This is a genomic window from Paenibacillus sp. FSL R7-0189, assembly GCF_037969925.1.
GTDB lineage: Bacteria > Bacillota > Bacilli > Paenibacillales > Paenibacillaceae > Paenibacillus_AQ > Paenibacillus_AQ odorifer.
In genome coordinates, this window is the sequence record NZ_CP150223.1 from 4812283 (window position 1) to 4836350 (window position 24068).

The window sequence follows — 24068 nt, forward strand, 5'->3', positions numbered from 1 at the left end:
GCGAAACTAGATTGGTTTACGAAGAGAATTACTCTTCGCGTAACTTTAAGGAGGAACACTACTAATGAACGCTAAAAGAGCCCAATCTTTTATTACTCAAAATGCCATTTATATTGTCTTGGTAATTCTGATTATGGGTATTGCCTTATATGAGCCGGCCTTTATCTCTGTAAATACTTTACGGGACATTCTTATTCAATCGTCAACACGGATTATCATCGCGCTTGGTGTTGCCTTCATCCTTATCACAGCTGGGACGGACTTGTCTGCTGGACGTGTGGTTGGTTTTACGGCGGTAATCTCTGCTTCGATGCTGCAAATTCCGGATTATTCCCGGCGGTTTTTTCCTGATCTGCCGCAGGTGCAAGTGTGGCTTCCGATCCTTATAGCTATCATCGCTGGTCTTCTCTGCGGACTCGTCAATGGTATTGTCGTCTCCAAGCTGAACGTCCCGCCGTTTATCGCAACACTGGGTACGATGGTTATCGTCTACGGCTTGAATTCCTTGTACTTTGACATGGATCCGAACCAATCGCAGCCGATTGGCGGTCTGCGTCCAGATTTCACTACAATCGGTTCCGGGTTTATTGGCAAGGGGCAATATTCAATCCCGTATATTGTGCTGATAGCCTTGGGTGTCGCCGCCATCGTATGGGTGGTGTTCAATAAAACCAAGCTGGGTAAGAACATGTACGCTATCGGCGGTAACATACAGGCAGCTAAAGTATCTGGCATCGATGTTTCCAAGAACTTGATCTATATCTATGCCATTGCTGGTGCCCTCTATGGTCTGGCGGGTGTGCTAGAGGCTGCAAGAACAGGTGGCGCAACCAATAACTACGGGAACATGTATGAGCTTGATGCGATTGCTGCTTGCGTCGTGGGCGGGGTGTCTACAACCGGTGGTATCGGAACGGTGCCAGGTGTCCTGGTCGGTGTTATTATCTTTACCTTAATCAACTACGGCCTGACCTTCATTGGCATCAGCCCTTACTATCAGTTGATTATCAAAGGTCTAATCATCATTGCCGCCGTCGCGTTCGATATGCGGAAGTATTCTTCGAAGAAATAGTTGCGTGTTGGATGTATGGTGATCATAGCGTTTGCTATTTATGGCAAACGCTTTTTGGTTTGTCCATTTCGCTTGCTGAGATTAAGCAATTCATAAGAAATTCATAAGAAGCAATTCATAAGAAGCAATTCATAAGAAGCAATTCATAAGATGCAATTCATATGAACCAATTTAAAGTACCAATTCATAAGATGCAATTTAAAAGTACCAATTCACAAGTACCAATTCACAAGTACTTAACGTCGCCCCCTTCCTCCTCGCATAGAAAAACTACGCACGAGCACTACCCACCATAACTATGTATGAAAAACTACACACAAAAACTGGTTTAATTAGTTGGGGATAAACCACTTCCGCTCCCACTTGTACCATTGGCACCACCATCAACTACGCCAATAATATCAATTACACCAATAATATCAATTACACCAATAATGCCACTAGCAGCACTGCTAACTACAGCGCTGCTAACTAAAGTACTACTAACTACGGTACTGCCAACCACAGCACTGTCAACCACAGGACTGTCAACCAAAACACCACTAACTAAAGTACTACCAACTACACACAACACCAAAAATACCCACTAAGATGACACCACGACCAAATAGCGTCAACACCACCAACACACAGATTAACAATGGCTACTACCAACATGAAACAAACACACCACAAAAACTACCCGCGAAAATGTAACCACAACTAAACAGCGCCAGCAACACTAAAATCAACATCAACATCAACATCAACATCAACATCAACATTATTTACCACCACAAACTTCAATCAACATTGCCACCCTTGCTCCATCAAATCTAATATTCCACCAATAGGATTTACTCGACCCAATAGTTGCACCTTCACCGCCACGGAACATCTACAGCATCATTACCATCACCAATTAATGTCATCAACACAAACACGGCTATCACACTCCACTCAATATTATCAGCATGAACACAGCAATCACGGCCACAAATCAATATCAGCAGCAATAACACGACCATCGCCATCAGGAGCACCACGAAAACACATCATATTCATCATAGCTCCCCAACAATATCAACAAACTAATATTAGTAACAGAACAGAAGCACCATGAGGCGAAAGAACGGTATAAATCCCGTACAATTAGCCGCCCTGAGCTATGTGGGACGATAGAACGGTAAAAATCCCGTAGAATTGGCTGAAACGAGCTACGTGGGGCGAAAGAACGGTATAAATCCCGTAGAATTGGCTGAACCGAGCTATGTGGGACGAAAGAACGGTATAAATCCCGCAGAATTGACTGAAACGAGCTATGTGAGGCGAATGAACGGTATAAATCCCGTAGAATTGGCTGAAACGAGCTACGTGTGGCGAATGAACGGTATAAATCCCGCAGAATTGGCTGAAACGAGCTATGTATGGCGAATGAACGGTAAAAATCCCGCAGATCTATCCGACCTGAGCTATGTGAGGAAAAAGAACGGTATAAATCCCGTAGGATTGGCTGAAACGAGCTACGTGTGGCGAATGAACGGTATAAATCCCGCAGAATTGGCTGAAACGAGCTATGTATGGCGAATGAACGGTAAAAATCCCGCAGAATTGGCTGAAACGAGCTATGTGAGGCGAATGAACGGTAAAAATCCCGCAGAATTGGCTGAAACGAGCTATGTATGGCGAATGAACGGTAAAAATCCCGCAGAACTATCCGACCTGAGCTATGTGAGGCGAATGAACGGTAAAAATCCCGCAGAATTAGCTGAAATGATATACAGAGGACGAAAGAGAGGCGAAAATGCCCTAGAATACGCCTACCCCCTCTGCGGATTCCCCACCAAAGCTCCTCTCCCCCCAACCCCAAAGATCAAAAAGCACATAAACCAACGTTCTCCCATATTCTATAGGCAAATGCCTTTGTTAAAGGGGAGCGACTGGATGTTAAGGATTAGGTTGAATGAGCTGGGGAAAGGGAATGACAATGGTCTGATACAGGCGGATGTATGGAAATGGGATGGCATTGGCTGGAACGAATATATTACTCAGCAGGATGAGGATTTCATACGCACGGAAGAGGAGTTATTTGTCACGATTCCGGCAGAAGCGGGATTATATCGTGTAGATTACTCTAATAAGCCTTTTGAGGCGCCATACTTATTGCCGGAGTGGGTGGGGGACGATCTGCGGACCACGGGTCTGCATCCGGCGCCGTTTAATCTCAAAGAGGGCACACTTTGGGGATATATTAATGACGAAGGCCGTGTTCAGATTGAACCTCGGTACGAATATGCTGAGGATTTTCAAAAGAACGGTCTTGCTGTAGTTCAGCGAAAAAATAGCAGCGGGCTCATTGACAGCACTGGAAGAGAACGAGTGAAGCCGATCTATTCCTTTATTGCGCCTTTTTCGGAAGAGCGCGCGGTCGTGTCGGATGCCAAGGGGTACACTTTTATTGATGAAAAAGGCAAAGAAGTGACGTCCGCCCGGTATGATTATCTGAACTCATTACATGAGGGGCGTGCACTATTTTCAAAACAAAATACAACCGGTGGCCAATCGCTATATGGATATGTGGACGCGCAAGGTAAAGAGGTGCTGCCCGCGATTTATGTGGATGCCAATGATTTTATGAACGGCGTGGCTTTGGTTAAAATCAAAGAAGGAGAGTATGCGCTCATCGATCCGGCTGGGAACATCCTGCATACTTACAACCATCCTTTTGTAGGAAGTCCGGGAGAAGGTTTACTCGCCTATCAAGCGACTGAAAACGGTAAATATGGCTATTTAAATACGGATGGTTCTGTAGCTATTCAGCCGCAATTCACCTCTGCTTTACCTTTTTCAGAGGGACGTGCGGTGGTGAATACCGCTGAGAATTATGGCAACGCCTATGGGCTGATTGATAAACAAGGGAAAATGATCATCCCGGCAAAATATTATGAAGTATTGCAGCTAGGTGAAGGCAGAGTAGCCATAGGAACGCCTGTATTCCCCAGCCAGCCTTATCGCGGATCACGTTATGTAATTGCAGATGCGGAAACGGGAGCGGTCCTGAGCAATCACACCCTGCTTGGCGTGAACAATTATCAGGAAGGCTTGGCGTCTGTATTTGATGCTAAAGATACCTATTTTATCGATAGAAGTGGAAAAAAGGCAGCCCAGCCTCCAGTTATTCCAGGTGCAGGAACACTCACCCTTAGCGGACGTTTGATAAGAGCAGATGTAGATCAACGCACCTCTTATTATGATCGGCAGGGAAAGCAGGTTTGGCGCCAAAATGGAGTCATTCCGCTGAGACCTCCCTATTCCGTAGTGGAGAAGAAATACAAACCGAACAGGGATTATCTGGTGTATTATCCGGTCGTTGAAGGGATTGCCAGTGCGGAAGTTTCGCGAGAGGTTAACGATAAGCTGCGCAAGCTATCCCTTGCTGAAGACGTTGGGAGTGGAGGGGTTTCCCAGGACTTTAGTTATAATGGTGATTTTTCAGTCTCTTTCTTCCGTAAAAACCTGCTGGTGCTGGAGCTGACCGGATATCGTTTTCCTTTTGGAGCAGCACATGGAATGCCTACCAAAATCTATCCGCATATTAATTTGCGCAGCGGCAGGTTCTATAAGCTGGGAGATTTGTTCAAGCCGGGCAGCAGATATGTGGAGAAGCTCAGTAAAATTGTGGGCAAACAGATCGAGAACGATCCACAATATTCATATGTTTTTCCGGATACGTATAAAGGAATTACCTCGGATCAACCCTTCTTTGTGGATAATGAAGCGTTGTATCTGTATTTCGCACCTTATGAGATCGCTCCGTATTCTGCAGGTTTTCCAACCTTCCGGATTCCTTATGCGGAGATCATGGGATTGATCTCTACGGAGGGCGAGTTCTGGCAGTCGTTTCATTAATTGACAGCTATCCATAGGTTTGCTGAAGTTGCCGTCCTTTCGGGGAGGGCGACTTTTTTTGTGCTTTCTTTCGCGAATAATAGATGAATTGGTATTTTTAGGCAGGAAAACAGCGAAAGAAAGCGAATGTATCTAGGAATCAGAAATCTTACAGTCAAGACTATTATATGTAAAAAATTAGAAGCGCACATTTGAGAGATTTATGCTACAATGACTGAGGAACAAATTACAACTTTGTAACATTTGTAGATGGTCACTCTAGGCACAAGCATATATTACACGCAAGAAAAAAGGAGATGGCAGATTGAAGAACAAGACATTAAAAGCAATCATCGGTGGTAGTGTGGCAGCTGTTATGGCACTTAGTATTTCTCTTCCATTGGAAGCAAATGCGGCATCGAATGAATCGACAGTAACAATAAAAGGCACAAGTTATGAGCAAATATTACAATATTTTAAACAAGCTAATCTTGAGGGATTCCCTTTTTCGAATAGCACAATCGTGGTGACTAAGCCGCAAACTGGAACAGTACCAAACAAAGACAACACGACCACAACTACAACTACAAAACCGGTTACAAAGCCAGCAGACACAACTACTGTAACTAAGCCGACAGATAATACAACTACAACAGGTGCTGTGAGCAATAAAGGAACCTATGTTCAGCAAATCGTAACGCTGGTAAACAAAGAACGTGCAGCAGCTGGTTTGTCACCTGTAGCTGGATTGGACAGCCTGCACAAAGTTGCCGCTACAAAAGCTACGGATATGCGTTCGAATAACTATTTTTCACATACTTCACCTACGTATGGTTCACCATTTGATATGATGAAATCCTTTGGCATCACTTATAAAGCCGCAGGCGAGAACATCGCAATGGGACAAAAAACACCAGAAGAAGTTATGAAGGCATGGATGAATAGTCCAGGTCACCGCGCTAATATTTTGAATGCTAACTTCAATTATATCGGTGTAGGTTATGATAATAATTACTGGGTTCAAGAGTTTATTGGTAAATAATACGAGTAGATGCTTCAGGAAGAAATCGTTCTCCGATGTAAGTCGGGGAGCGGTTTTTTTTGTGTGGTGAAGATCAAAAATGCAACAAAAAAAGAAGCAAGGAACTTGTCCTTACTTCTTCTGTCTAGCTCTATGGGTTATGCAGGGGTCGAACCTGCGACCTGCCGATTAAGAGTCGGCTGCTCTACCAGCTAAGCTAATAACCCGTAATGTCTAAAGAGTCAACGGGAAATATTATATAATGGCATTAATTAAAAAGCCAGTATTTTTTTATTTTCAAAAAAGTCCACACTCGCTCCTCGGCATAAACACTGTAACAGCGGGATTTATTTCTTTGCTAGACATTTGCAAAACTTCTATGGAAGAATTATGTTTATGTAACATAGTTAAGATCTTTGTAAATTGTGGAACAATACATAATAGAACGGCATACGGAGGGATAGCTTTGAAGGATTCGAAATGGACATGGCGCAGCGTCAGCTTGATTTCCATAGTAACAACTATAGTTTTGATGGTTGGTTTAGTTTATGCGGTTAAAGATATTATCTATCCGGTCGGAGAGGTTACCGAGAGCAGCTTGCCTCAGCAAACAGCCGCACCGGTGACGGAGACTGTCAAGCTCCTCAAAATTGTTGCGCTCGGGGATTCGCTTACCAAGGGGACTGGTGATAACACCGGAGAAGGGTTTGTTAAGCGTACGGTTACTGGTTTATCTGCAAAAGGTGTCACAGTAGACTTTTTAGGCAATATGGGGATTAACGGGTTGACTACTGCCGGGCTGTTAAGCAAACTGAACGAAGATGGTGTGGAGTATGCCTTGCGCATGTCGAATGTTGTTTTGCTATCTGTCGGAGGAAATGATCTGTTTAAGGATTCGGATATTCTTGAGAATAATGGGGCGCAGCAAGGAAACACAACTTCATCAACCACTGAGCAGGAGCTGACTCCAGAGTCTTTATTAGCCGCTCTGCCAGAGGCAGCAGCTAGACTGGAGAAGATTCTCGATAAAATCTCACAGATCAATCCAAATGCGCAAATTTACTATATGGGGCTGTATAATCCCTTTGGCGATATTCCAGAATTACTGGTACCAGGCAATCAAGCGGTAACGAAGTGGAATAATACGGCAATGGATATTATTAATAAGCATAGCAACATGACCTTGGTTCCTACGTTTGACTTGTTTAACAGACATTTGGACAAGTATCTATCCACCGATCATTTTCATCCTAATGGTGATGGCTATCAGCGAATCGGAGAACGGTTCATACAGGCTGTGCAGTAGTATATAGGTGAGTGTTAAATTTTGCAGTAAGATCATGTAGGTAAATGCCCTTTGAGCAAGTACAAACCGAGAAAATGACAGTCACAAGGAGCTAAATTAAATATGACAAAAGCGAATAGTGAAGACTCCGGCACAGTCGTCTTGTCTGTGGACGGGGTACGTAAAAAAATAGGACGGAAATGGATAATAGATGATGTTACTTTCGATGTGAGAAAAGGGGAGATTTTCGGCTTTCTCGGCCCTAACGGCGCTGGGAAGACGACCACGATCCGCATGCTTGTGGATTTGATTCGTCCTACTGAGGGCAAGATTACAGTATGTGGGTACAATGTGAACCGAAATCCGGAAAAAGCATTGCAATATGTAGGCTCTATCGTTGAGAATCCTGAGGTATATACCTATTTGACCGGGTGGGAGAATTTGCAGCATTTTGCCCGGATGCAGCCTGGTGTAGACAATGAACGTATTAGCGAAGTGGTAGATATTGTTCGATTAGATCAGCGGATACATGATAAGGTAAGTACATACTCGCTTGGGATGAGACAACGATTAGGCATTGCGCAGGCACTGTTGGGACGTCCACGGTTGCTTATTTTGGACGAGCCGACGAATGGACTTGACCCTAAAGGTATTAAGGAGCTGCGAGAATTCATTCGCAAGCTGGCGGATGAAGGGCTGGCGGTGTTCGTATCGAGCCATTTGCTAAGCGAAATTCAACTTCTTTGCGACCGTGTAGCGATAATTAGTAAAGGGCGTGTATTGGCTGTTGGTGCGGTAGATGAGCTGATCGCTCGTAATTCGCCGTATGTACTTTGGGAGCTGGAGCCTTTTGCTGAGGCTCGGGAAATGCTGGCTGATCGTTCAGATATTCAGATTCAGAAACTAGAAGACGTCACATTAGATGACTCCATTATTGCAGGGATGGGCCCCAATTCTTTAATAACGATCATGGATCAGGATCTGATCCCCGAGATTGTGGCCGTAATGGTTACTGCTGAAATCGAGGTGAGGGCTGTGCATAAAATTAATCCGACACTGGAACAGCTATTCTTGAAACTAACGGAGGGTGAGAATGTTGAGTAACTTGCTTCCGCTAATCCGTAATGAGTGCTTGAAGATTATAAAAAAGAAACGGTTTTATGTTATACTGCTGATTCTGATTGTACTGGTGCCTATGTTCACCTATGCACAGATGCGTTCAGCCGAACGGAGCCGGGAGAAGTTTAATTCCGATTGGCGGCTTGAGATCCAGCAGCAGATTATCGATAATCAAAATTCACTGGGCAGTGACCGGATTCCAGAGGAATGGAAGACTTATCGGCGAATATTTGTACAACAGCTTCAGTATTATCTTCACCATGACGTTAATCCGAATGAACCTAGCGGGGTTACTTTTACCCGTGAATTTATGGATAATTCGGTTACATTATTTATTCCGTTGCTTATTATGGCGGTGGCCTCAGATTTGGTCTCGGCCGAAAGGACAACTGGAACTATCAAAATGCTGTTGACTAGGCCGGTCAAGCGTTGGAAGGTGCTTTTTAGCAAAATGACAGCACTGCTAATGTTTGTCTCGCTTATCGTACTTTCCACATTTGCAATCAGTTACTTTATCTCTGGTCTCGCCTTTGGTTTTAAAGGCTTTAACATTCCTGTTTTCACAGGCTTTAAAATAAGTGGTGATTCGCTAGATATGTCTACTGTACATGCAGTGCCCCAGTGGAAATATATGCTTATGCAAGGTGGTTTGATTTGGTTCGTCAGCGTAGTGGTTGCACTGCTCGCGTTCATGATCTCGGTGCTTGTTCGCAGTACTGCCGCGAGTATAGTAGTTATGATGGCCGCGCTGATTGCAGGTAGTATACTGACCAATATGGCCTCTGCCTGGACAACAGCGAAATATTTATTTATGGTAAATCTTGGACTGACCAGCTATTTGTCTGGTACTCCCGCCCCCATTGAAGGGATGTCCTTGTCATTTTCCATGGCTGTGCTGGCTGTATGGGGAGCCGCTTCGGTGATCATTTCATTCGCCGTCTTTACGAAAAGGGATATTTTGAATTAGAATGAACAAAGTGACCAAAACGTTTGTTTGCATTTCTTAGAAATATAGGAGAGTATAATTTCACGTTATATTCTATCCTTAGGTTTTTGGCAGTAACGGATACCGTTCTTAACAAAAAGGACGGCCAAGCCGTTTCTTCTTAGTATAGAGAAAAGAAGGAGGAGCATGAATGCTCGAACAGATCGATATGTTTGCTGAAGTTTCTAATAACGGCGAGAATGGCCGTACTGGATACGATGCTGACGACATTCAAGTGCTCGAGGGTCTGGTTGCAGTACGCAAACGACCTGGCATGTATATCGGCAGTACGAGTTCTTCAGGACTACATCATTTAGTATGGGAAATCGTAGATAATGCCGTAGATGAGCATTTAGCCAAGTATTGTACAAAGATTGACATACTGCTTCGCAAGGATGGCTCGGTAACCGTTAGCGATAATGGACGGGGGATCCCGACTGGAATGCATAAGACAGGGGTACCTACACCGCAAGTTGTATTTACAATTTTGCATGCGGGCGGTAAGTTTGGTGGATCGGGTTATAAAAAATCAGGCGGTTTGCATGGCGTAGGGGCTTCTGTCACAAACGCTTTGTCTGAATGGCTCGAAGTAGAGATTTATCGTGAGGGCAAAATCCATCGTCAGCGGTTTGAGTACTGGGTGGACAAGAAGGGCAAAGAGCATGTCGGCGAACCTGTAACTGGTCTTGAAATCTTGGGTAACACCAATAAAACTGGTTCGAAAATTACTTTCAAGCCAGATATTCGTGTCTTCCCAAATGGAATTGCTCTGAATTATGACACGCTGGCAGAGCGGGTTCAGGAGATTGCTTTTCTGAATTCCGGTCTGCGTATTACACTGCAAGATGAGCGGAGCAACCGTCAGGATGAGTTCTTTTATGAAGGTGGAGCCAGTCAATTTGTGCAGTTCCTCAACGAAGGTAAGGATGTTCTCCATGATGTTATTCATTTCAGTGCAGAAAAGGATGATATCGAGGTAGAAGTAGCTCTTCAATACAACGGAGGCTACACAGAAACCTTGGCTTCCTTCGTAAACTCCATTCCAACTCGCAGCGGGGGCACACATGAGACCGGCTTTAAAACTGCGTACACTCGTGTATTAAATGAATATGCCCGCCGCACGCAATTGCTTAAAGAAAAGGATAAAAACCTGGAAGGTAATGATCTGCGGGAAGGCATGATGGCTGTCATCAGTGTAAAAATGTCCGAGGTTGAATTTGTTGGACAGACGAAGGATCAGCTTGGCAGTGCTTCCGCCCGTAGTGCAGTAGATTATATTGTTTCTGAAAATATGGCGCGTTTCTTGGAAGAAAATCCACAAGTTGCGCAGAGCCTGCTGAAGAAATCGATTCAAGCGTCGAAAGCCCGGGAAGCGGCACGTAAAGCCCGCGATGAGATCCGCACAGGCAAGAAACGCAGCGAAAGCTCGAATCTTGGCGGTAAGCTGTCTCCTGCACAATCAAAGGACGTTACACGTACGGAGCTGTTCATCGTGGAAGGTGATTCCGCTGGTGGTTCAGCTAAGCAGGGCCGTGACTCTAAGATTCAAGCGATATTGCCGCTAAAAGGTAAACCGATGAATCCGGAGAAGGCTAAGCTGCTGGACATCCTGAAGAACGACGAGTATAAAGCAATTATTTCTACGATAGGCGCTGGAATTGGTCCGGATTTCACTGTCGAAGACAGCAATTATTCCAAAATTATCATTATGACCGATGCCGATACCGATGGAGCGCATATTCAGGTGCTGCTGCTGACATTTTTCTATCGTTATATGAAGCCTTTATTAGATGCAGGCAAGGTCTTTATCGCTCAGCCTCCACTTTATAAGTTGACCCGCAAAACGGGTAAGCTGGAGACCGTAAGGTATGCCTGGAGTGATGAAGAGCTGCAAAATTACTTAAAGGAATTCGGCAAAAACTTCGAGCTTCAGCGTTATAAAGGGTTGGGTGAGATGAACCCTGATCAGCTGTGGGAGACAACGATGAATCCAGAGTCGCGTACGCTGCTTCAGGTACAGATTGAGGATGCCGCTAAGGCGGAGCGCCGTGTTTCAACACTTATGGGTGACAAAGTCGATCCACGTAAACGCTGGATTGTTGAAAATGTCGATTTCACCGAAATTGTAGAGTAATGTCAGTGCTGCAAGTGACGATAATCCCGATTTTCTAAGAGTTTGGTGATTTATGGGACCTAGAAGATTTTTGGAACTGTAGGAGCGATAGTGCCCGGAATTCCAAAAATCCCTGAAGTACCCGAGAATCACCACACTATTTTAAAACGGGCAGTTTGAGGAACAGAAGGTGAGCAAAGTGAGTAGTTTATCAGAACAATTTTTGCCGGCATTTCTGGAAGAGGTCGTCGGTGACCGCTTTGGTCGGTATTCCAAATATATTATTCAGGACCGGGCAATCCCCGATGTCCGTGATGGACTTAAACCCGTGCAGCGCCGGATTCTTTACGCGATGTACGACTCCGGCAACACACCTGACAAGCCATACCGCAAGTCAGCCAAAACCGTCGGAGATGTAATGGGTAATTACCATCCACATGGTGACTCCTCTATTTACGATGGTATGGTACGTATGGCACAGCCTTGGAAGATGGGGCATGTGCTAGTTGACGGTCACGGCAACTGGGGCTCCATGGACGATGACCCAGCTGCGGCAATGCGTTATACAGAAGCACGGCTGTCTCCCATTGCAATGGAGATGATGCGTGATATCGAGAAGCGGACCGTCTTGTTTAAAGATAACTTTGACAATACCGCCAAAGAGCCTGTTGTGGTTCCTTCCCGGTATCCGAATCTGCTCGTAAATGGCACGAGTGGGATTTCTGCGGGTTTTGCTACTGAAATTCCGCCACATAATCTGCGTGAAGTAATTGACGCTTGTATCGCAGTGATGCAGAAGCCAAATATTGAGCTGGAAGAAATTATGACCTTTATGAAAGGTCCGGATTTCCCTACAGGCGGCACGATCATGGGCGGAGACGGCATCATGGATGCTTACCGCACAGGTAAAGGCCGTATTTACCTGCGCTCCAAGACAGAGATTGAGAATATGCGGGGCGGTAAGCAGCAAATAGTGATTACGGAAGTTCCATTCCAGATTGTAAAATCACGGCTGGTTACTTCCATGGAGAATATTCGGCTGGAGAAAAAGATCGATGGCATTGCCGAGGTTCGTGATGAGAGCGGCCGTGAGGGATTGCGGATTGTAGTCGAACTCAAAAAAGAGGCTGATGCTCAAGGCGTGTTGGCCTATCTGCTCAAAAAAACCGATCTTCAAATTACCTATAACTTCAATATGGTTGCTATTGTTAACAAAGCGCCTCAGCAGCTTGGTCTAAAAGCCATCCTGGAAGCTTATATCGCGCATCAGCGTGAAGTTGTGACTCATCGCACCCAGTTCGATCTGGAACGCGCAGAAGACCGTGCTCATGTCTTAGAGGGCTTAGTTAAAGCACTGAACATTCTGGATGAGGTTATCGCTGCGATCAAAGCGTCGAAAAACCGTCAGGATGCTCAGAACAATCTCGTATGGATGTTCGGCTTCAGTGAACGCCAAGCCGATTCGATCCTTACTTTGCAATTGTATCGTCTGACCAATCTGGAGATCACTTCACTCCAGAAAGAGTTAGATGAAATGATGGCAAAGATTACACATCTGCGCGGCATTTTGGAAAGCGACAAAAAGCTAGTTTCTGTAATCCGTAAGGAACTGCTGGAGATTCGCGACAAATACGGCATTGATCGCCGTTCTCTGATCCAAGGCGAAGTAGAGGAGCTCAAGGTTAGCCTTGAAGCTCTGGTCAACGCGGAGGATGTGCTAGTTGCTCTTTCAGCAGATGGTTATATTAAGCGGACTGGTATGCTTTCCTTCACCCGTTCAGGTGGGGAGCGTCATACCTCAGGCGTCAAAGAAGGTGACCATATCGTCAGGCTGCTGGATGTGAATACCCGTGACAGTCTGCTGGTATTTACCCGCAAGGGGCAATACTTCTTGCTTCCTGTGCACCAGATTCCGGAGTTTAAATGGAAAGAGCCTGGTACAGCGATTGTGAATGTCATTGGATTGTCTAAAGGAGATGGAATCGTTAGTGTGATTCCGGTTAATAATCTAGATGATCCGCAGCAAAGTCTTGTGTTCGTCACCCGTCGGGGTCAGGTGAAGCGTACAGAGCTCAAGGAATACTCTACAAGCCGTTCTGGAGCTGTAGCGGCCTGTAAGGTAGCCGAGGGTGATGAGATCATTACAGTGGCTTCCAGTACGAATGACAAGGACATTGTGCTGGTTACCCGTGAGGGAATGAGTATCCGATTCCATGAGAATGAGGTTAACCCTATGGGTCGCGTTGCATCTGGTGTAAGAGGAATTCAGCTGCGCGAGGGCGACGAGGTGATTTCCTGCTTCTGGGTCAGCGAAGATGAAGGCGAAATCCTTGCTATTTCTGATATTGGTTATGCGAAACGTTCATTACTTGTGGATTATCCATCACAAAGCCGTGGTGGCAAAGGAATGCCAACCTTCGAATTCAAGGAAGGCAAACGAATACGTCCAAATGGCAGCAGGTTAGCAGGGGCTTTCTATTGCAAGGAGCCATTGGAACTGAATGCCGTTACTCGTGAGAATGCCCACCATACGTTCTCCTCTGAATCAGCGCCGCTGGGCGAGCGTCGTTCTACAGGCAAACAGATTGTAGCTGTGGAGAAAAAGGATGAGATCATAAATCTTTTCCCATCGGTTCATTAAAACTAGCGATTAACAAGTGATTTTATAACGGCGTTTAGTCCGCTCTTTTGGAGGGTTGACTAAGCGTCGTTTTTTATTTTTTTATGCTGAAGGTCCGGCAGATTTATTTTTTCTTCTTTTGCAGGAAATGGAAGTTGTTTCGCGAAAATGTAGATATACCGGATAGAACCGCGAGGAAAGGAAGGAATAAGTGTGCATGCTTCTGAATTCAGTAAAATTTGGCATAAGATTTTAAAAGATTATAAATTACATATGGACAGTAATCTTGCTCCAACGCTGACGGATGCCCAACTTACTGTACTTGAACTGCTTCAGGAACGCGACGCCATGAAGCCTTCTGATCTGGCTCCACATTTGGCGACCAGTCCTGCAGCGGTTACGATGTTACTTGATCGGATGGAGAAGCATGAGCTTATTGTGCGGGAAAGAGATGCTTCGGACCGGCGGATTGTATGGGTGAGCATAACGGAGACTGGAAAGGAAGAAACTGCACGTGGTCTAAAGATCCGCAGTGATTTTTTTGCGGAAGCGCTTGATCCGATCTCCTCTCATAACCAACAGTTACTGCTCTACTTAATGGGCAAAATGGTTGTTACAACCACACCGGAGGGCTCAACACCTTGAAGCAAATAGCTTTGCTGTATCACTAGTGCATTTAGAGTATGTAGAAGCATTTAGAGTGTTTTAGAGCAATTAGAGGCACCTAGATGCATCTAGATGCATTTAGTTGTATTTTGTACAGCTATTGTTTGCTAATTACTCGATTGATGAAATATAACTGTATTTTATACAACTATTTTCTTGATTTACTTCTCTTTTTGCAGTTTCCCTGATTTTTAATTGTAAAAAGTACACTTAAAATCCGATCTACTGCTTTTTTATTCGGAATAAGTGTATAGAATGCAGTTATCTTACTTTTCATTTCAGATTCCATCTAGGATCCACTGCTGAACCACTGCTGAACCACTGCTGAACCACTGCTGATCCACTACTGATCCACTGCTGATCCACTACTGATCCACTGCTAAACAGAGCGGTGGATCAGTTGGCTAAGTTCAGGTTGGAAGGTAGAAGAGATGTTTAATCTCAAAATGATGTTTAATCTCGAAAGGATGTTTAATCTCAAAGGGATATTCAATGCCCGGCTGGAATAATCGGACTAAGCATATCCTGCGGAGCTAGGAAGAACACTCCAACGTGGACCCTCTTCCCATAGTCTGTTCAAGTAGCAGACGCAGAACCAAAAACGAGGCAGTGATTCTCCACTAACCGGAGAATCACTGCCTCGTTTTTATCGTTTCAATGCCTAGAAACGGCTGCTTTAGAACAGCCCTTTTTTTAGTGTTTCCCGCGGCCACAGATCCCAAGGATGGGTTTGTGGGGGCAGAGAGATGAGTTCCACTTCTTCTTTAGTAACAGGGTGAGGGAATCCTACAAGTGCTGACCATAACGCAATTTGTTGCCCCGGTCTGTTCACTGAAGCCCCGTACTTCTGATCACCGTATAATGGGCAGCCGATCGAACTCAGCTGCACCCGAATTTGGTGGGAACGCCCTGTAAGTAAATCAATCTTAAGCAGGCTGTATCCTTCTGCACTGTCAAGCACTGTGTAATTCAGAATTGCTTCCTTGCCGCCGGGAGTTCCTTTTCGAACCACAGTGACGGTGTTACTCTTTGCGTCTTTAAGCAGCGTATCTGTAAGACGGCCACGAGTGGCTGGCGGTTTACCATGCACGACTGTTAAATACACCTTATGAAAGCCGTGAGTACGGACACTCTCGGATAGTCTTGAAGCCGCTTTTGAAGTCTTGGCAAAAATCATTGCTCCCCCAACCGGTCGGTCCAAACGGTGGACCAGACCTATATAGACGTTGCCGGGTTTGTTGAAACGTTCCTTCACATCTTCTTTCAGCAGGTTCAGCAGGTCAGGATCGCCTGTTGCATCCTCCTGAACAGGAATATTCACGGGTTTTACAATCCCCAGAAGATGGTTGTCTTCGTACAACACTTCAAAGCGTTGCGATCCGCCGCTTACAGCCTCATTGTTGCCGGAACTATGTTGTGTCATGGCTTACGCCTCCCAGCGACCCAGGATACCACATGGCAGATTCATGCCGGAGGAGGTGATCGGAAGACCGATTTCGCCGGAGGTAAGTTTTCCGCCATAACGTTTGCCCATGGTCATGGACAACATGTTGCGCAGTACAGTTGGAGAAATTCCTGTGGTGTAGGAATTAATGAGCATGAACAAAGGGTTGTCGCTCATAATCTCCATACAGCTCTCAAGGAAAGGGTACAAGCTTGATTCAAGCTTCCACATTTCTCCACCAGGTCCTCTTCCGTAAGAAGGAGGGTCCATAATAATCGCGTCATATTTACTGCCGCGGCGTTGTTCACGTTGTACGAACTTGAATACATCATCCGTGATAAAGCGGACTGGACGTTCTCCAAGACCAGACAGCTGAACGTTTTCTTTCGCCCACTGCACCATACCTTTGGCTGCATCTACGTGAACGACAGACGCACCGGCACTCGCCGCTGCCACAGTAGCTCCACCTGTGTAAGCAAAAAGATTCAGCACTGAGATTGGACGGTTAGCCGCAGCAATCTTGTCCATCATCCAGCTCCAGTTGGCTGCTTGTTCCGGGAATAGTCCTGTATGCTTGAAGTTTGTAGGACGTAAGTGGAATTTTAATTTACCATAGCTAATCTTCCAATCGTCCGGAATGGTTTTTTTCATTTCCCATTGTCCGCCACCAGCGGAGGAACGGTGATAATGTCCGTGCACATCACGCCATTTAGCGGTCTCATTATTTAGAGGCCAAATAATCTGTGGATCAGGACGACGCAAGATAATATCGCCCCAGCGTTCGAGCTTTTCTCCACCGCCTGTATCAATTACTTCATAGTCTTTCCAATCGCTCGCTATATACATGATTTAATCCATCCTTCAAAAAAATTCATTTAGCCTTTATTGTACAACATTTCACCTGATTGCTACAAACAAATTACGCCTCAGCCAGCTTCACCAATTATTTTGTCCAATGCTAATGAGGTGTATAATATTCCCATGCTTATGCGGCTATTCAACTGGTGCTGCAAGACTTGATTGTGTATGATCAGATAGTAGAGTTCTTACCCTATTTACGATCGGAGAACTAAAGCTATGTTCAATCTCTCACCGCTGTATTTCCCTATAACTGCAAAACCCAACCACACTAGTGAGTTTCTGCCCAGCCATGCCTTGCAGCCGTTTATTCGCTGTTTTTGGGGTTCTGTAGATGTGGAGTCTATACAACAACCTGAGACGGAGACAATAATTCCGGATACCTGTATGGATATTATTTGGGATTTGGATAGAGAATCAGGCAATACAAACACTTTTTTCTCCGGTATCAATGACACTCCATTTGAAGTCTCTTCAGACGGAAAGCCAGGGGGGAGTTCAACCTTTGGTATCCGGTTTCAATTCTGGGCGGTTCATTTTTTTGCAGATGATCATCTGCGGAATGTCTTGAATGCACATGTCGATGTAGAACATTATTTTGGCACTTTTAAAAAAGAGCTTGGTCATCTATTGGAGAAAGTAAACTCGATGGACGAAAGGATTGCAGCCGCTGAAGCCTATCTGCTTCGTCGTCTTGAGCGTAGAGGGCGGACTAACGATCGGATGATGAACGCAGTCTATACTATGGTAAAACAAAAAGGGATTGTGACCTCTGAGGATTTGGAGACCAGTTCTAATTTAAGCAGACGACAACTTGAACGGCTTTTTCAAGAATATATAGGTGTATCGCCCAAAAAAACAGCAGATCTCGTGCGGTTTCAGAATGTATGGCGGGAGATGTGTCATTTACCTGGGCAGACAAAGAATATGCAGGATCTTATTTTCGCGTATGGTTACAGTCACCAGTCCCATTTTATCAATAATTTCAAAAAATATGCAGGAAGAACCCCACTTGAAGCCTTGGTCTATGCAGGCCGAAGAATGTCGTAATTTTGCAATACAAAGCGTGTTAACCTTGTTAGACTAAACCCATGTAAGAAATGAGACATATTATGAAAATGAGAGGGGACAAGTTATGATTTCGTCTTTTGAAGGGACTAACATTTACACTAAAGATACTGCGGCGTCAGCTAAATTTTATACGGAGGTACTGGGAATTCCTATGCCTTTCGAAGGCTACGGTAATTTCGACGGGGCAAAGCTTGGTTTTGACAAGAAACAGCCGGGAATTATTATTTGGGATGCTGCAAAGTGGGAAAATCTTACGACAGGTTTTGTTAATTTAGTATTCGGCTGTGATAATCTTGATGAGACATACGAGCAGTTGAAAGCTAAGGGACTGGATTGTCAGCCACCTGTTACGATGGAATATGGCGGTAAAGAAATGAATTTTCGTGATCCTGATGGGAATCACATAACCTTGCTGGAAGGTGCTTATTAAGCTTCTTTTTAAGAAAAATGAGACGGAGCGCAAACTTCAACCGTGTGTAATAACGGGGAGTTTGCGTTTTTTTAACTTTATTTATTGACAATGATAATCATTATCAAATAGAATGAGGTGAAGCGTATATGATTTAAATTTAAGGTGTTAGTAGGGGAGGAACAGGAGTTTATGGCTAAAGTGCTTGTGGCATATGCTAGTTTAACTGGTAACACTGAAGAAATGGCTGAATTGATTGTAGAAGGAATACGCCAAGCAGGCGGTGAGGCTGTTTTGAAGTCGGTCACTGAATGTAATGCGATTGAGATAAAATCATATGAAGGCGTTCTGCTAGGGGCATATACTTGGGGAGACGGAGAGTTGCCGGATGAATCTCTTGATTTCTATGAGGAGATGGATGAACTTGATTTGACTGCCATGAAGTCAGCAGTTTTTGGTAGTGGGGATACAGGCTACGCCATTTATTGTGGGGCAGTGGATGTTATCGAGGAGAAGTTAAAGGAGCGTGGAGCAGTCATTTTGCAAGATAGCCTAAAGATTGAGTATGGCCCTAATGCTGCCGAAAAAGAAGCCTGCCGTCAATTCGGCCGTCAATTTATCGAAGTCTGTATGGCGGTAAACTAAGATGGGTGGGCCAGTGGGAAGTTGGTTTAACAAACCAAGGGATGTACATACCCCTCCGTATAAACGGCTGCACGATTATCGCATGGAGCATATTATGCTGGGCGGGACTGAGAATTTAGCTAGCGGAGCTCCAGCGACGGGGCTCCCACGCTGGCGCCAGCAGGTTCAATATGCTGTGGGGCATACACTTAATGACTTCTATAGTCTGCTGCCGGAAGTGCGAAGAGAGACACCTATACAATTTCTGTTAGAACGCCGGTGGCCTCCTAGGGGAGATGCTTTTCCCTCCCTTTTGCAATATTGGGATATCAAAACGAGTGTAGCTGATGAGCTTATGCGTATCGTTTCAAGCAATCATCTACAGGAGATTCCAGTGATGTTATATGAACAGTGGCATGTCCCAGTTCCAGCGCTGAATTTGGAGTTATCGATGATTACGCAGCTGGCTTGGAACTCTTCAAAAAGTGGCCGGAGCGTGAACATTCAGAAGTTTATGGTTAATGGCAATGAGGATATCATCACTGGATTTATGCATATGGCCAATGTTTTTTGCCATCATGCTTATGGTGAGCCAGCGGAGACCGTGGAAGTTTTCTCGCTGCTGGATGGACGTAAATACTGCTTTGCTGGAGAGGCAATCTCGCTTATGGAGTCACTGGATTATGTGCGTTTGTTATCCGTATTTCTTGAGCGTGAAGTGTTAGCTGACGGTTCCTTAAGCTGCAGCGATCGTAGAAATGAGAGAGGCGAAGCGAATTATTTACTATAATAAATATAGACCTCCTTATCTGCAGGTTAGAACACCAGCAAGTAAGGAGGTCTTATTGTTACTGCTTTATTAAAATCTCAAGAGTTAGGTCGGGGGATTAGCCGATAAATCGGTAATAATCCTGTTTATTCTGAATGACAAAGCCGCAGCTCTCATACAGCTTAAGTGCATTGGGATTATCCAGTGCGACCTCCAGATTTACACCATTATAATTTTGGCGCTCTCGTTCGATGGTCTGAAGAAGGGCGCTGCGGCCAATGCCAAGCCCACGTAGCTTTTTGTCGACTGTAAATCCATAGATCCAGGATTCATTATCTTCAGTCCACACTCGCATTTTCCCAACAGGCCTGCCGTCCATCTCGATCATAATATTCTCTTGCATACCTTCCTGTTTGTGCAACTCATACTGCTCGGCAGCATCTTCTGTCTTCATATCAAAACCTCCACAATCCAGTTCGACCAGAATATGTGCCTCTTCTTCACGAGCTGGCCGTAAGACCACAGTCCCTGTTGCTGAGCTAACATCAGAAGAAACCATGGAATTGCCATCCCATTTCATTTGATATTCAGCGTGATTGAACTGTAGAGGCAAGGTTTGCAGGAAAGCAGTTCCAGATGAAGAAGCGGCGGGTGCATTTAGAAGAAGAGTAGAGACTTTATTGCGTTTGATTATGGTTTGTGCTCGGTTCCACAGAGAGGTGAAGATTCCGCGTCGACGGTAGCCTGGCCGAACCATGCCACAGACCTCCATATCGCTTCCAAAACCATAGAGTCCCAAGAAACCGACCAGTAATTCGTCCTCATAAGTCACAAGCCATTCCGTATCACCTGCGCTTGATGGCTGGCGGAGCATATCCCAATTCAGTTTTAATGAGATTCCTTCATATTGCTCACAGCGTTGTTGCAATTCCTCAATATTCTTAAAAGTGTCGGCAGTCGTCAAACCCGTTTCCCCCTAAAGTGTATTTGAACTATTATAAGTTCGCATAGTTACTAAAAAAGCTTCGCGGAAACGGGAGCAGGTTTTAAGCTCTCCCGCCAGTATTCCCGCTCAGCACGTCTTTGTACTCCGGGTGCTTCTCAAATTGATGCGCAGCATAGGAGCACACGGGTACAATTTTTAAATTCTCATTCCGAGCCTTGTCCACAACAGCACGTACAAGCTCTTGTCCAGTACCTTGCCCGCGCAGTTCTTCGGAGACACGAGTGTGGTCAATGACCAATTCCCCGGTTTCTTTATCCAAACTGTATGTGATTTCGGCAAGGTCCTTACCGTCATTAGCAACAAAAAAACGTCCGTTTTCATTTTGAATTTGCATCTTATGGCTTCACTCCTAATTAGTTATTGCCTATATTTTACTACCATGAATTGCAAAAAGCGAGGAACGAACCAGATTGATTGTTCTTCGGGCTGAATGTTGCTTTCCTTGTTACCCGTGGATCGCTGCGCTGTATTTTTTGTTCATGTGGGCAACTTGGTCAAGCAGAATATAGCAAGTGAGAGTTAACTAACTTCAAGTATTTGTTTTGGTAAGCTGAAAACTGGGAACGCTGGGAACCCCCGGACCCCCGTAACCCCGAAATGCCAGAACCCCGTAACCCCGTAACCCCGTAACCCCGGAATGCCGGAACCCTGGAACGCCGGAACCCGTAACCCTGGAATGCCGTAACCCCGTAACCCCGTAACCCCGTAACCCCGTAACCCCGACCCCCGAACTTCCGAACCCTTGGTTTTCCTATCCGCAGAACCTTTCGGACCCAGCTGACGCTATCTGCACATATTTAGCCGTTTGAGCAAAGTTTCGGACACCAGTGCAGCTATTCCTTATGAATAGGCACGAAATAGGCATTTATAGTGTCAATAGCGCCTATGGAGTCCGATAGCATGCTGAAAAGGGGATAATACTGCGAATAAGGTCAACTGTGTCCGATAGCGTAGGATACTAATCCTCCGTAGAACCTTTCGGACCAGAGTTCTAATTTCCCACTGATGCTTTCGGACCCAGCAGACGCTATTTGCACATATTTAGCCGTTTGAGTAAATTTTCGGACACCAGTGCAGCTATTCCTTATGAATAGGCACGAAATAGGCATTTATAGTGTCAATAGCGCCTATGGAGTCCGATTGCTCACAAAAAATGGGATAATACTGCGAATAACGTCAACTGTGTCCGATAGCGTAGTACAATCCTCCGTAGCCTTTCGCCATGAGTTCTAATTTCCCATTGCTTTCGGACCCAAAAACATATTTAGGTTTGATAATACTGCGAATAACGTCAACTGTGTCCGATAGCGTAACGTCAACTGTGTCCGATACTAATCCTCCGTAGAACCTTTCGGACCAGAGTTCTAATTTCCCACTGATGCTTTCGGACCCAGCAGACCCTATTTGCACATATTTAGCCGTTTGAGTAAATTTTCGGACCCCAGTGCAGCTATTCCTTTGGAATAGGCACGAAATAGGTATTTTTAATGCCCATAGTGCCTATGGAGTCCGATAGCATGCTGAAAAGGAGATAATACTGCGAATTAGGTCAACTGAGTCCGATAGCGCAGGATCCTAATTCTTCGCAGAAGCTTACGGACCAGAATCCTAATTCCTCACTGATGCTTTCGGACCCAGCAGACGCTATTTGCACATATTTAGCCGTTTGAGTAAATTTTCGGACACCAGAGCAGCTATTCCTTTGGAATAGGCACGAAATAGGTATTTTTAATGCCCATAGTGCCTATGGAGTCCGATAGCATGCTGAAAAGGAGATAATACTGCGAATTAGGTCAACTGAGTCCGATAGCGCAGAGTCCTGATCTCCCGCTGAAGCCTGCGGATCGAGCAAACGCTATTAGCACAAGCTCAGCTGTATCCGATAGCGCCCACGCTCGCGGAAATGACGACTAAACCAGCGTGCAATACAGGAAATTCGGTGCTGAAATAGCAGCTAATGAATTTTTATGCACTCCCGTTTATAGAGTAGCTTGCGTATTCTCAGGATAATACAATAAGATTAAGAGAATATCTCACTACTGAAAAGAACCGCTAGCAGGAGGAATCATTGTGGAATACAAGGTTGAGGTTGAATTTGGATCGATTTATGAGTTGTTGAACAGCTTACATACTTATCTCTGCAAAAAATCCTATAAGAAGATTGATTTAGGGGTAGCATGGGCTAATGAAATTGAAAGCACGCTCAGTGAAGAGCTGTTATCCCGTCTGAAAGAAACCGAACTAAACAATGAGTGGAAAATGTTGAATCTGCTCATTTACTGTTGTCCATTTAAAGATGATGTAGACAGTGTGTTGAAATGGATTGAAGGGTTATCGGTTGGTGAGTTATATGAGACCTTATCAAAGTATGTAAAGGTATTTCCAAGCCATATGGAGGATTACCGTAACCGCGTAGTATTTTTACTTTCCGAGTGGAACCGCCAGTACTTTAGCCAATGCAATCCTGCGATTTTGAGCAAACTGCAGCAGCATGCGGATTCGAAGAACACGGAGCTTAATGAACTGGACACTGCGGATTTCGTGAACAAGACGACCAACGGATTTTACTTCATGCCTACGGATGGGCTTAAGAAGCTCGTACTGATTCCACAGTATCATTTTCAGCCTGCTAATATTATCTATTGCTATGGGGAATTAACGATCTGCCATTATGCGGCGTGGATATCGATGGAGAATGAGGAAATCTCCCCTTTTATGTACAGAGCGATCCGTAGTCTGAGTGAAAAAAGCCGGCTAAAAATCCTCCAAGCCCTTAGTGATGGCCGTAAGACGTTTACCGAAATTGTTAAGCATGCGGGGATCTCGAAGGGGATTGTGCATGATCATATTTTTAATCTTCGTTGTGCAGGTTTGCTTCATGCCTATATTGAAGGAGAGAATGTCACCGGATACAGTCTGCGTCTTGAAGGTATTCATCGGATGAACGAGCAGCTATTCGAGTATTTGAAATAATGATTTCGAAAAAAAATAACCGTCTGAAAGCCAGGGCTTCTCTTATGCAGAGAGGGGTTTTGGCTTTTTTATTTGTTTTAATTATCGCCTAATTCTGTTTATGGAGAATTTTTTTGAAGTTCTCTCTTTACAGAACTCGAAAACCTTTCTATAATGAACATCAGAT

At 44.8% G+C, this 24068-nt stretch carries 20 protein-coding genes and 1 tRNA gene; 14 read left to right on the top strand and 7 right to left on the bottom strand.

Annotated features, from left to right (window positions below):
* Positions 1-64: 64 nt before the first annotated feature.
* Positions 65-1072 carry a galactose/methyl galactoside ABC transporter permease MglC gene (mglC, locus tag MKY63_RS20955; protein WP_036685697.1) on the top strand — a complete coding sequence of 336 codons (1008 nt, stop codon included), beginning with the start codon at positions 65-67 and terminating at the stop codon, positions 1070-1072.
* Positions 1073-1400: 328 nt separating this feature from the next.
* On the opposite strand, the gene MKY63_RS20960 is transcribed toward mglC, so the two are convergent.
* Both MKY63_RS20960 and MKY63_RS20965 read right to left on the bottom strand, forming a co-directional pair.
* Positions 1401-1646, bottom strand: a complete 246-nt coding sequence (locus tag MKY63_RS20960; RefSeq protein ID WP_076274743.1) for a hypothetical protein — start codon at positions 1644-1646, stop codon at positions 1401-1403.
* 286 nt (positions 1647-1932) lie between these two features.
* Entirely contained in the window at positions 1933-2085 is a 153-nt protein-coding gene (locus MKY63_RS20965; protein WP_155288159.1) for a hypothetical protein, read from the bottom strand.
* Positions 2086-2383: 298 nt separating this feature from the next.
* Here MKY63_RS20965 and MKY63_RS20970 point away from each other — a divergent pair, with 298 nt between their 5' ends.
* Positions 2384-4960 (top strand): WG repeat-containing protein, encoded by a 2577-nt coding sequence (locus tag MKY63_RS20970; protein ID WP_339809767.1) that lies wholly within the window; start codon positions 2384-2386, stop codon positions 4958-4960.
* A gap of 304 nt (positions 4961-5264) precedes the next feature.
* Positions 5265-5981, top strand: a complete 717-nt coding sequence (locus MKY63_RS20975; RefSeq protein ID WP_036685704.1) for a CAP domain-containing protein — start codon at positions 5265-5267, stop codon at positions 5979-5981.
* 133 nt (positions 5982-6114) lie between these two features.
* Here MKY63_RS20975 and MKY63_RS20980 read toward each other — a convergent pair.
* Positions 6115-6187: transfer RNA gene (locus MKY63_RS20980), tRNA-Lys, on the bottom strand.
* A gap of 239 nt (positions 6188-6426) precedes the next feature.
* On the opposite strand from MKY63_RS20980, the gene MKY63_RS20985 reads away from it, so the two are divergent.
* From MKY63_RS20985 to MKY63_RS21010, 6 genes are all read left to right on the top strand, one after another.
* Positions 6427-7266, top strand: a complete 840-nt coding sequence (locus MKY63_RS20985; RefSeq protein ID WP_076274742.1) for a GDSL-type esterase/lipase family protein — start codon at positions 6427-6429, stop codon at positions 7264-7266.
* A 102-nt stretch (positions 7267-7368) separates the two neighbouring features.
* Positions 7369-8349 carry an ABC transporter ATP-binding protein gene (locus tag MKY63_RS20990; protein ID WP_036685707.1) on the top strand — a complete coding sequence of 327 codons (981 nt, stop codon included), beginning with the start codon at positions 7369-7371 and terminating at the stop codon, positions 8347-8349.
* On the top strand, positions 8342-9331 hold the full coding sequence (locus MKY63_RS20995; protein ID WP_036685819.1) for an ABC transporter permease: 990 nt from the start codon (positions 8342-8344) through the stop codon (positions 9329-9331). Before MKY63_RS20990 ends, MKY63_RS20995 begins: the two co-directional genes overlap by 8 nt.
* A 169-nt stretch (positions 9332-9500) precedes the next feature.
* The gene (gene parE, locus MKY63_RS21000) at positions 9501-11483 is read left to right on the top strand and encodes a DNA topoisomerase IV subunit B (RefSeq protein WP_036685709.1); all 1983 of its coding nucleotides are present in this window, start codon (positions 9501-9503) and stop codon (positions 11481-11483) included.
* 178 nt (positions 11484-11661) lie between these two features.
* Positions 11662-14103 carry a DNA gyrase subunit A gene (gene gyrA / locus MKY63_RS21005; protein WP_036685712.1) on the top strand — a complete coding sequence of 814 codons (2442 nt, stop codon included), beginning with the start codon at positions 11662-11664 and terminating at the stop codon, positions 14101-14103.
* 192 nt (positions 14104-14295) lie between these two features.
* Positions 14296-14727: a MarR family transcriptional regulator gene (locus MKY63_RS21010; RefSeq protein ID WP_036685713.1), complete on the top strand. Its 432-nt coding sequence runs from the start codon at positions 14296-14298 to the stop codon at positions 14725-14727.
* 697 nt (positions 14728-15424) lie between these two features.
* Here the strand turns inward: MKY63_RS21010 and MKY63_RS21015 are convergent.
* Both MKY63_RS21015 and MKY63_RS21020 read right to left on the bottom strand, forming a co-directional pair.
* Positions 15425-16171 (bottom strand): RluA family pseudouridine synthase, encoded by a 747-nt coding sequence (locus MKY63_RS21015; protein ID WP_076274741.1) that lies wholly within the window; start codon positions 16169-16171, stop codon positions 15425-15427.
* Between the two features lie 3 nt (positions 16172-16174).
* Positions 16175-17038, bottom strand: a complete 864-nt coding sequence (locus MKY63_RS21020; RefSeq protein ID WP_036685718.1) for a class I SAM-dependent methyltransferase — start codon at positions 17036-17038, stop codon at positions 16175-16177.
* 231 nt (positions 17039-17269) lie between these two features.
* Here MKY63_RS21020 and MKY63_RS21025 point away from each other — a divergent pair, with 231 nt between their 5' ends.
* The 4 genes from MKY63_RS21025 to MKY63_RS21040 all read left to right on the top strand — a co-directional run bounded on the left by MKY63_RS21025 (position 17270) and on the right by MKY63_RS21040 (position 19944).
* Positions 17270-18100 (top strand): helix-turn-helix domain-containing protein, encoded by an 831-nt coding sequence (locus MKY63_RS21025; protein WP_076274740.1) that lies wholly within the window; start codon positions 17270-17272, stop codon positions 18098-18100.
* Positions 18101-18185: 85 nt separating this feature from the next.
* Positions 18186-18551 (top strand): VOC family protein, encoded by a 366-nt coding sequence (locus MKY63_RS21030; RefSeq protein WP_076104466.1) that lies wholly within the window; start codon positions 18186-18188, stop codon positions 18549-18551.
* Positions 18552-18722: 171 nt separating this feature from the next.
* Complete coding sequence (locus MKY63_RS21035; protein WP_076274739.1) at positions 18723-19175, top strand: flavodoxin; 453 nt, start codon at positions 18723-18725, stop codon at positions 19173-19175.
* Between the two features lies 1 nt (position 19176).
* Positions 19177-19944: a hypothetical protein gene (locus MKY63_RS21040; protein ID WP_051491404.1), complete on the top strand. Its 768-nt coding sequence runs from the start codon at positions 19177-19179 to the stop codon at positions 19942-19944.
* Between the two features lie 97 nt (positions 19945-20041).
* On the opposite strand, the gene MKY63_RS21045 is transcribed toward MKY63_RS21040, so the two are convergent.
* Both MKY63_RS21045 and MKY63_RS21050 read right to left on the bottom strand, forming a co-directional pair.
* Positions 20042-20887, bottom strand: coding sequence for a GNAT family N-acetyltransferase (locus tag MKY63_RS21045; protein WP_036685729.1), 846 nt, complete (start codon positions 20885-20887; stop codon positions 20042-20044).
* Positions 20888-20969: 82 nt separating this feature from the next.
* Positions 20970-21263, bottom strand: a complete 294-nt coding sequence (locus MKY63_RS21050) for a GNAT family N-acetyltransferase (RefSeq protein WP_036685732.1) — start codon at positions 21261-21263, stop codon at positions 20970-20972.
* A gap of 1736 nt (positions 21264-22999) precedes the next feature.
* Here MKY63_RS21050 and MKY63_RS21055 point away from each other — a divergent pair.
* Complete coding sequence (locus MKY63_RS21055) at positions 23000-23902, top strand: winged helix-turn-helix domain-containing protein (protein WP_076216097.1); 903 nt, start codon at positions 23000-23002, stop codon at positions 23900-23902.
* The last annotated feature ends 166 nt before the right edge of the window (positions 23903-24068 follow it).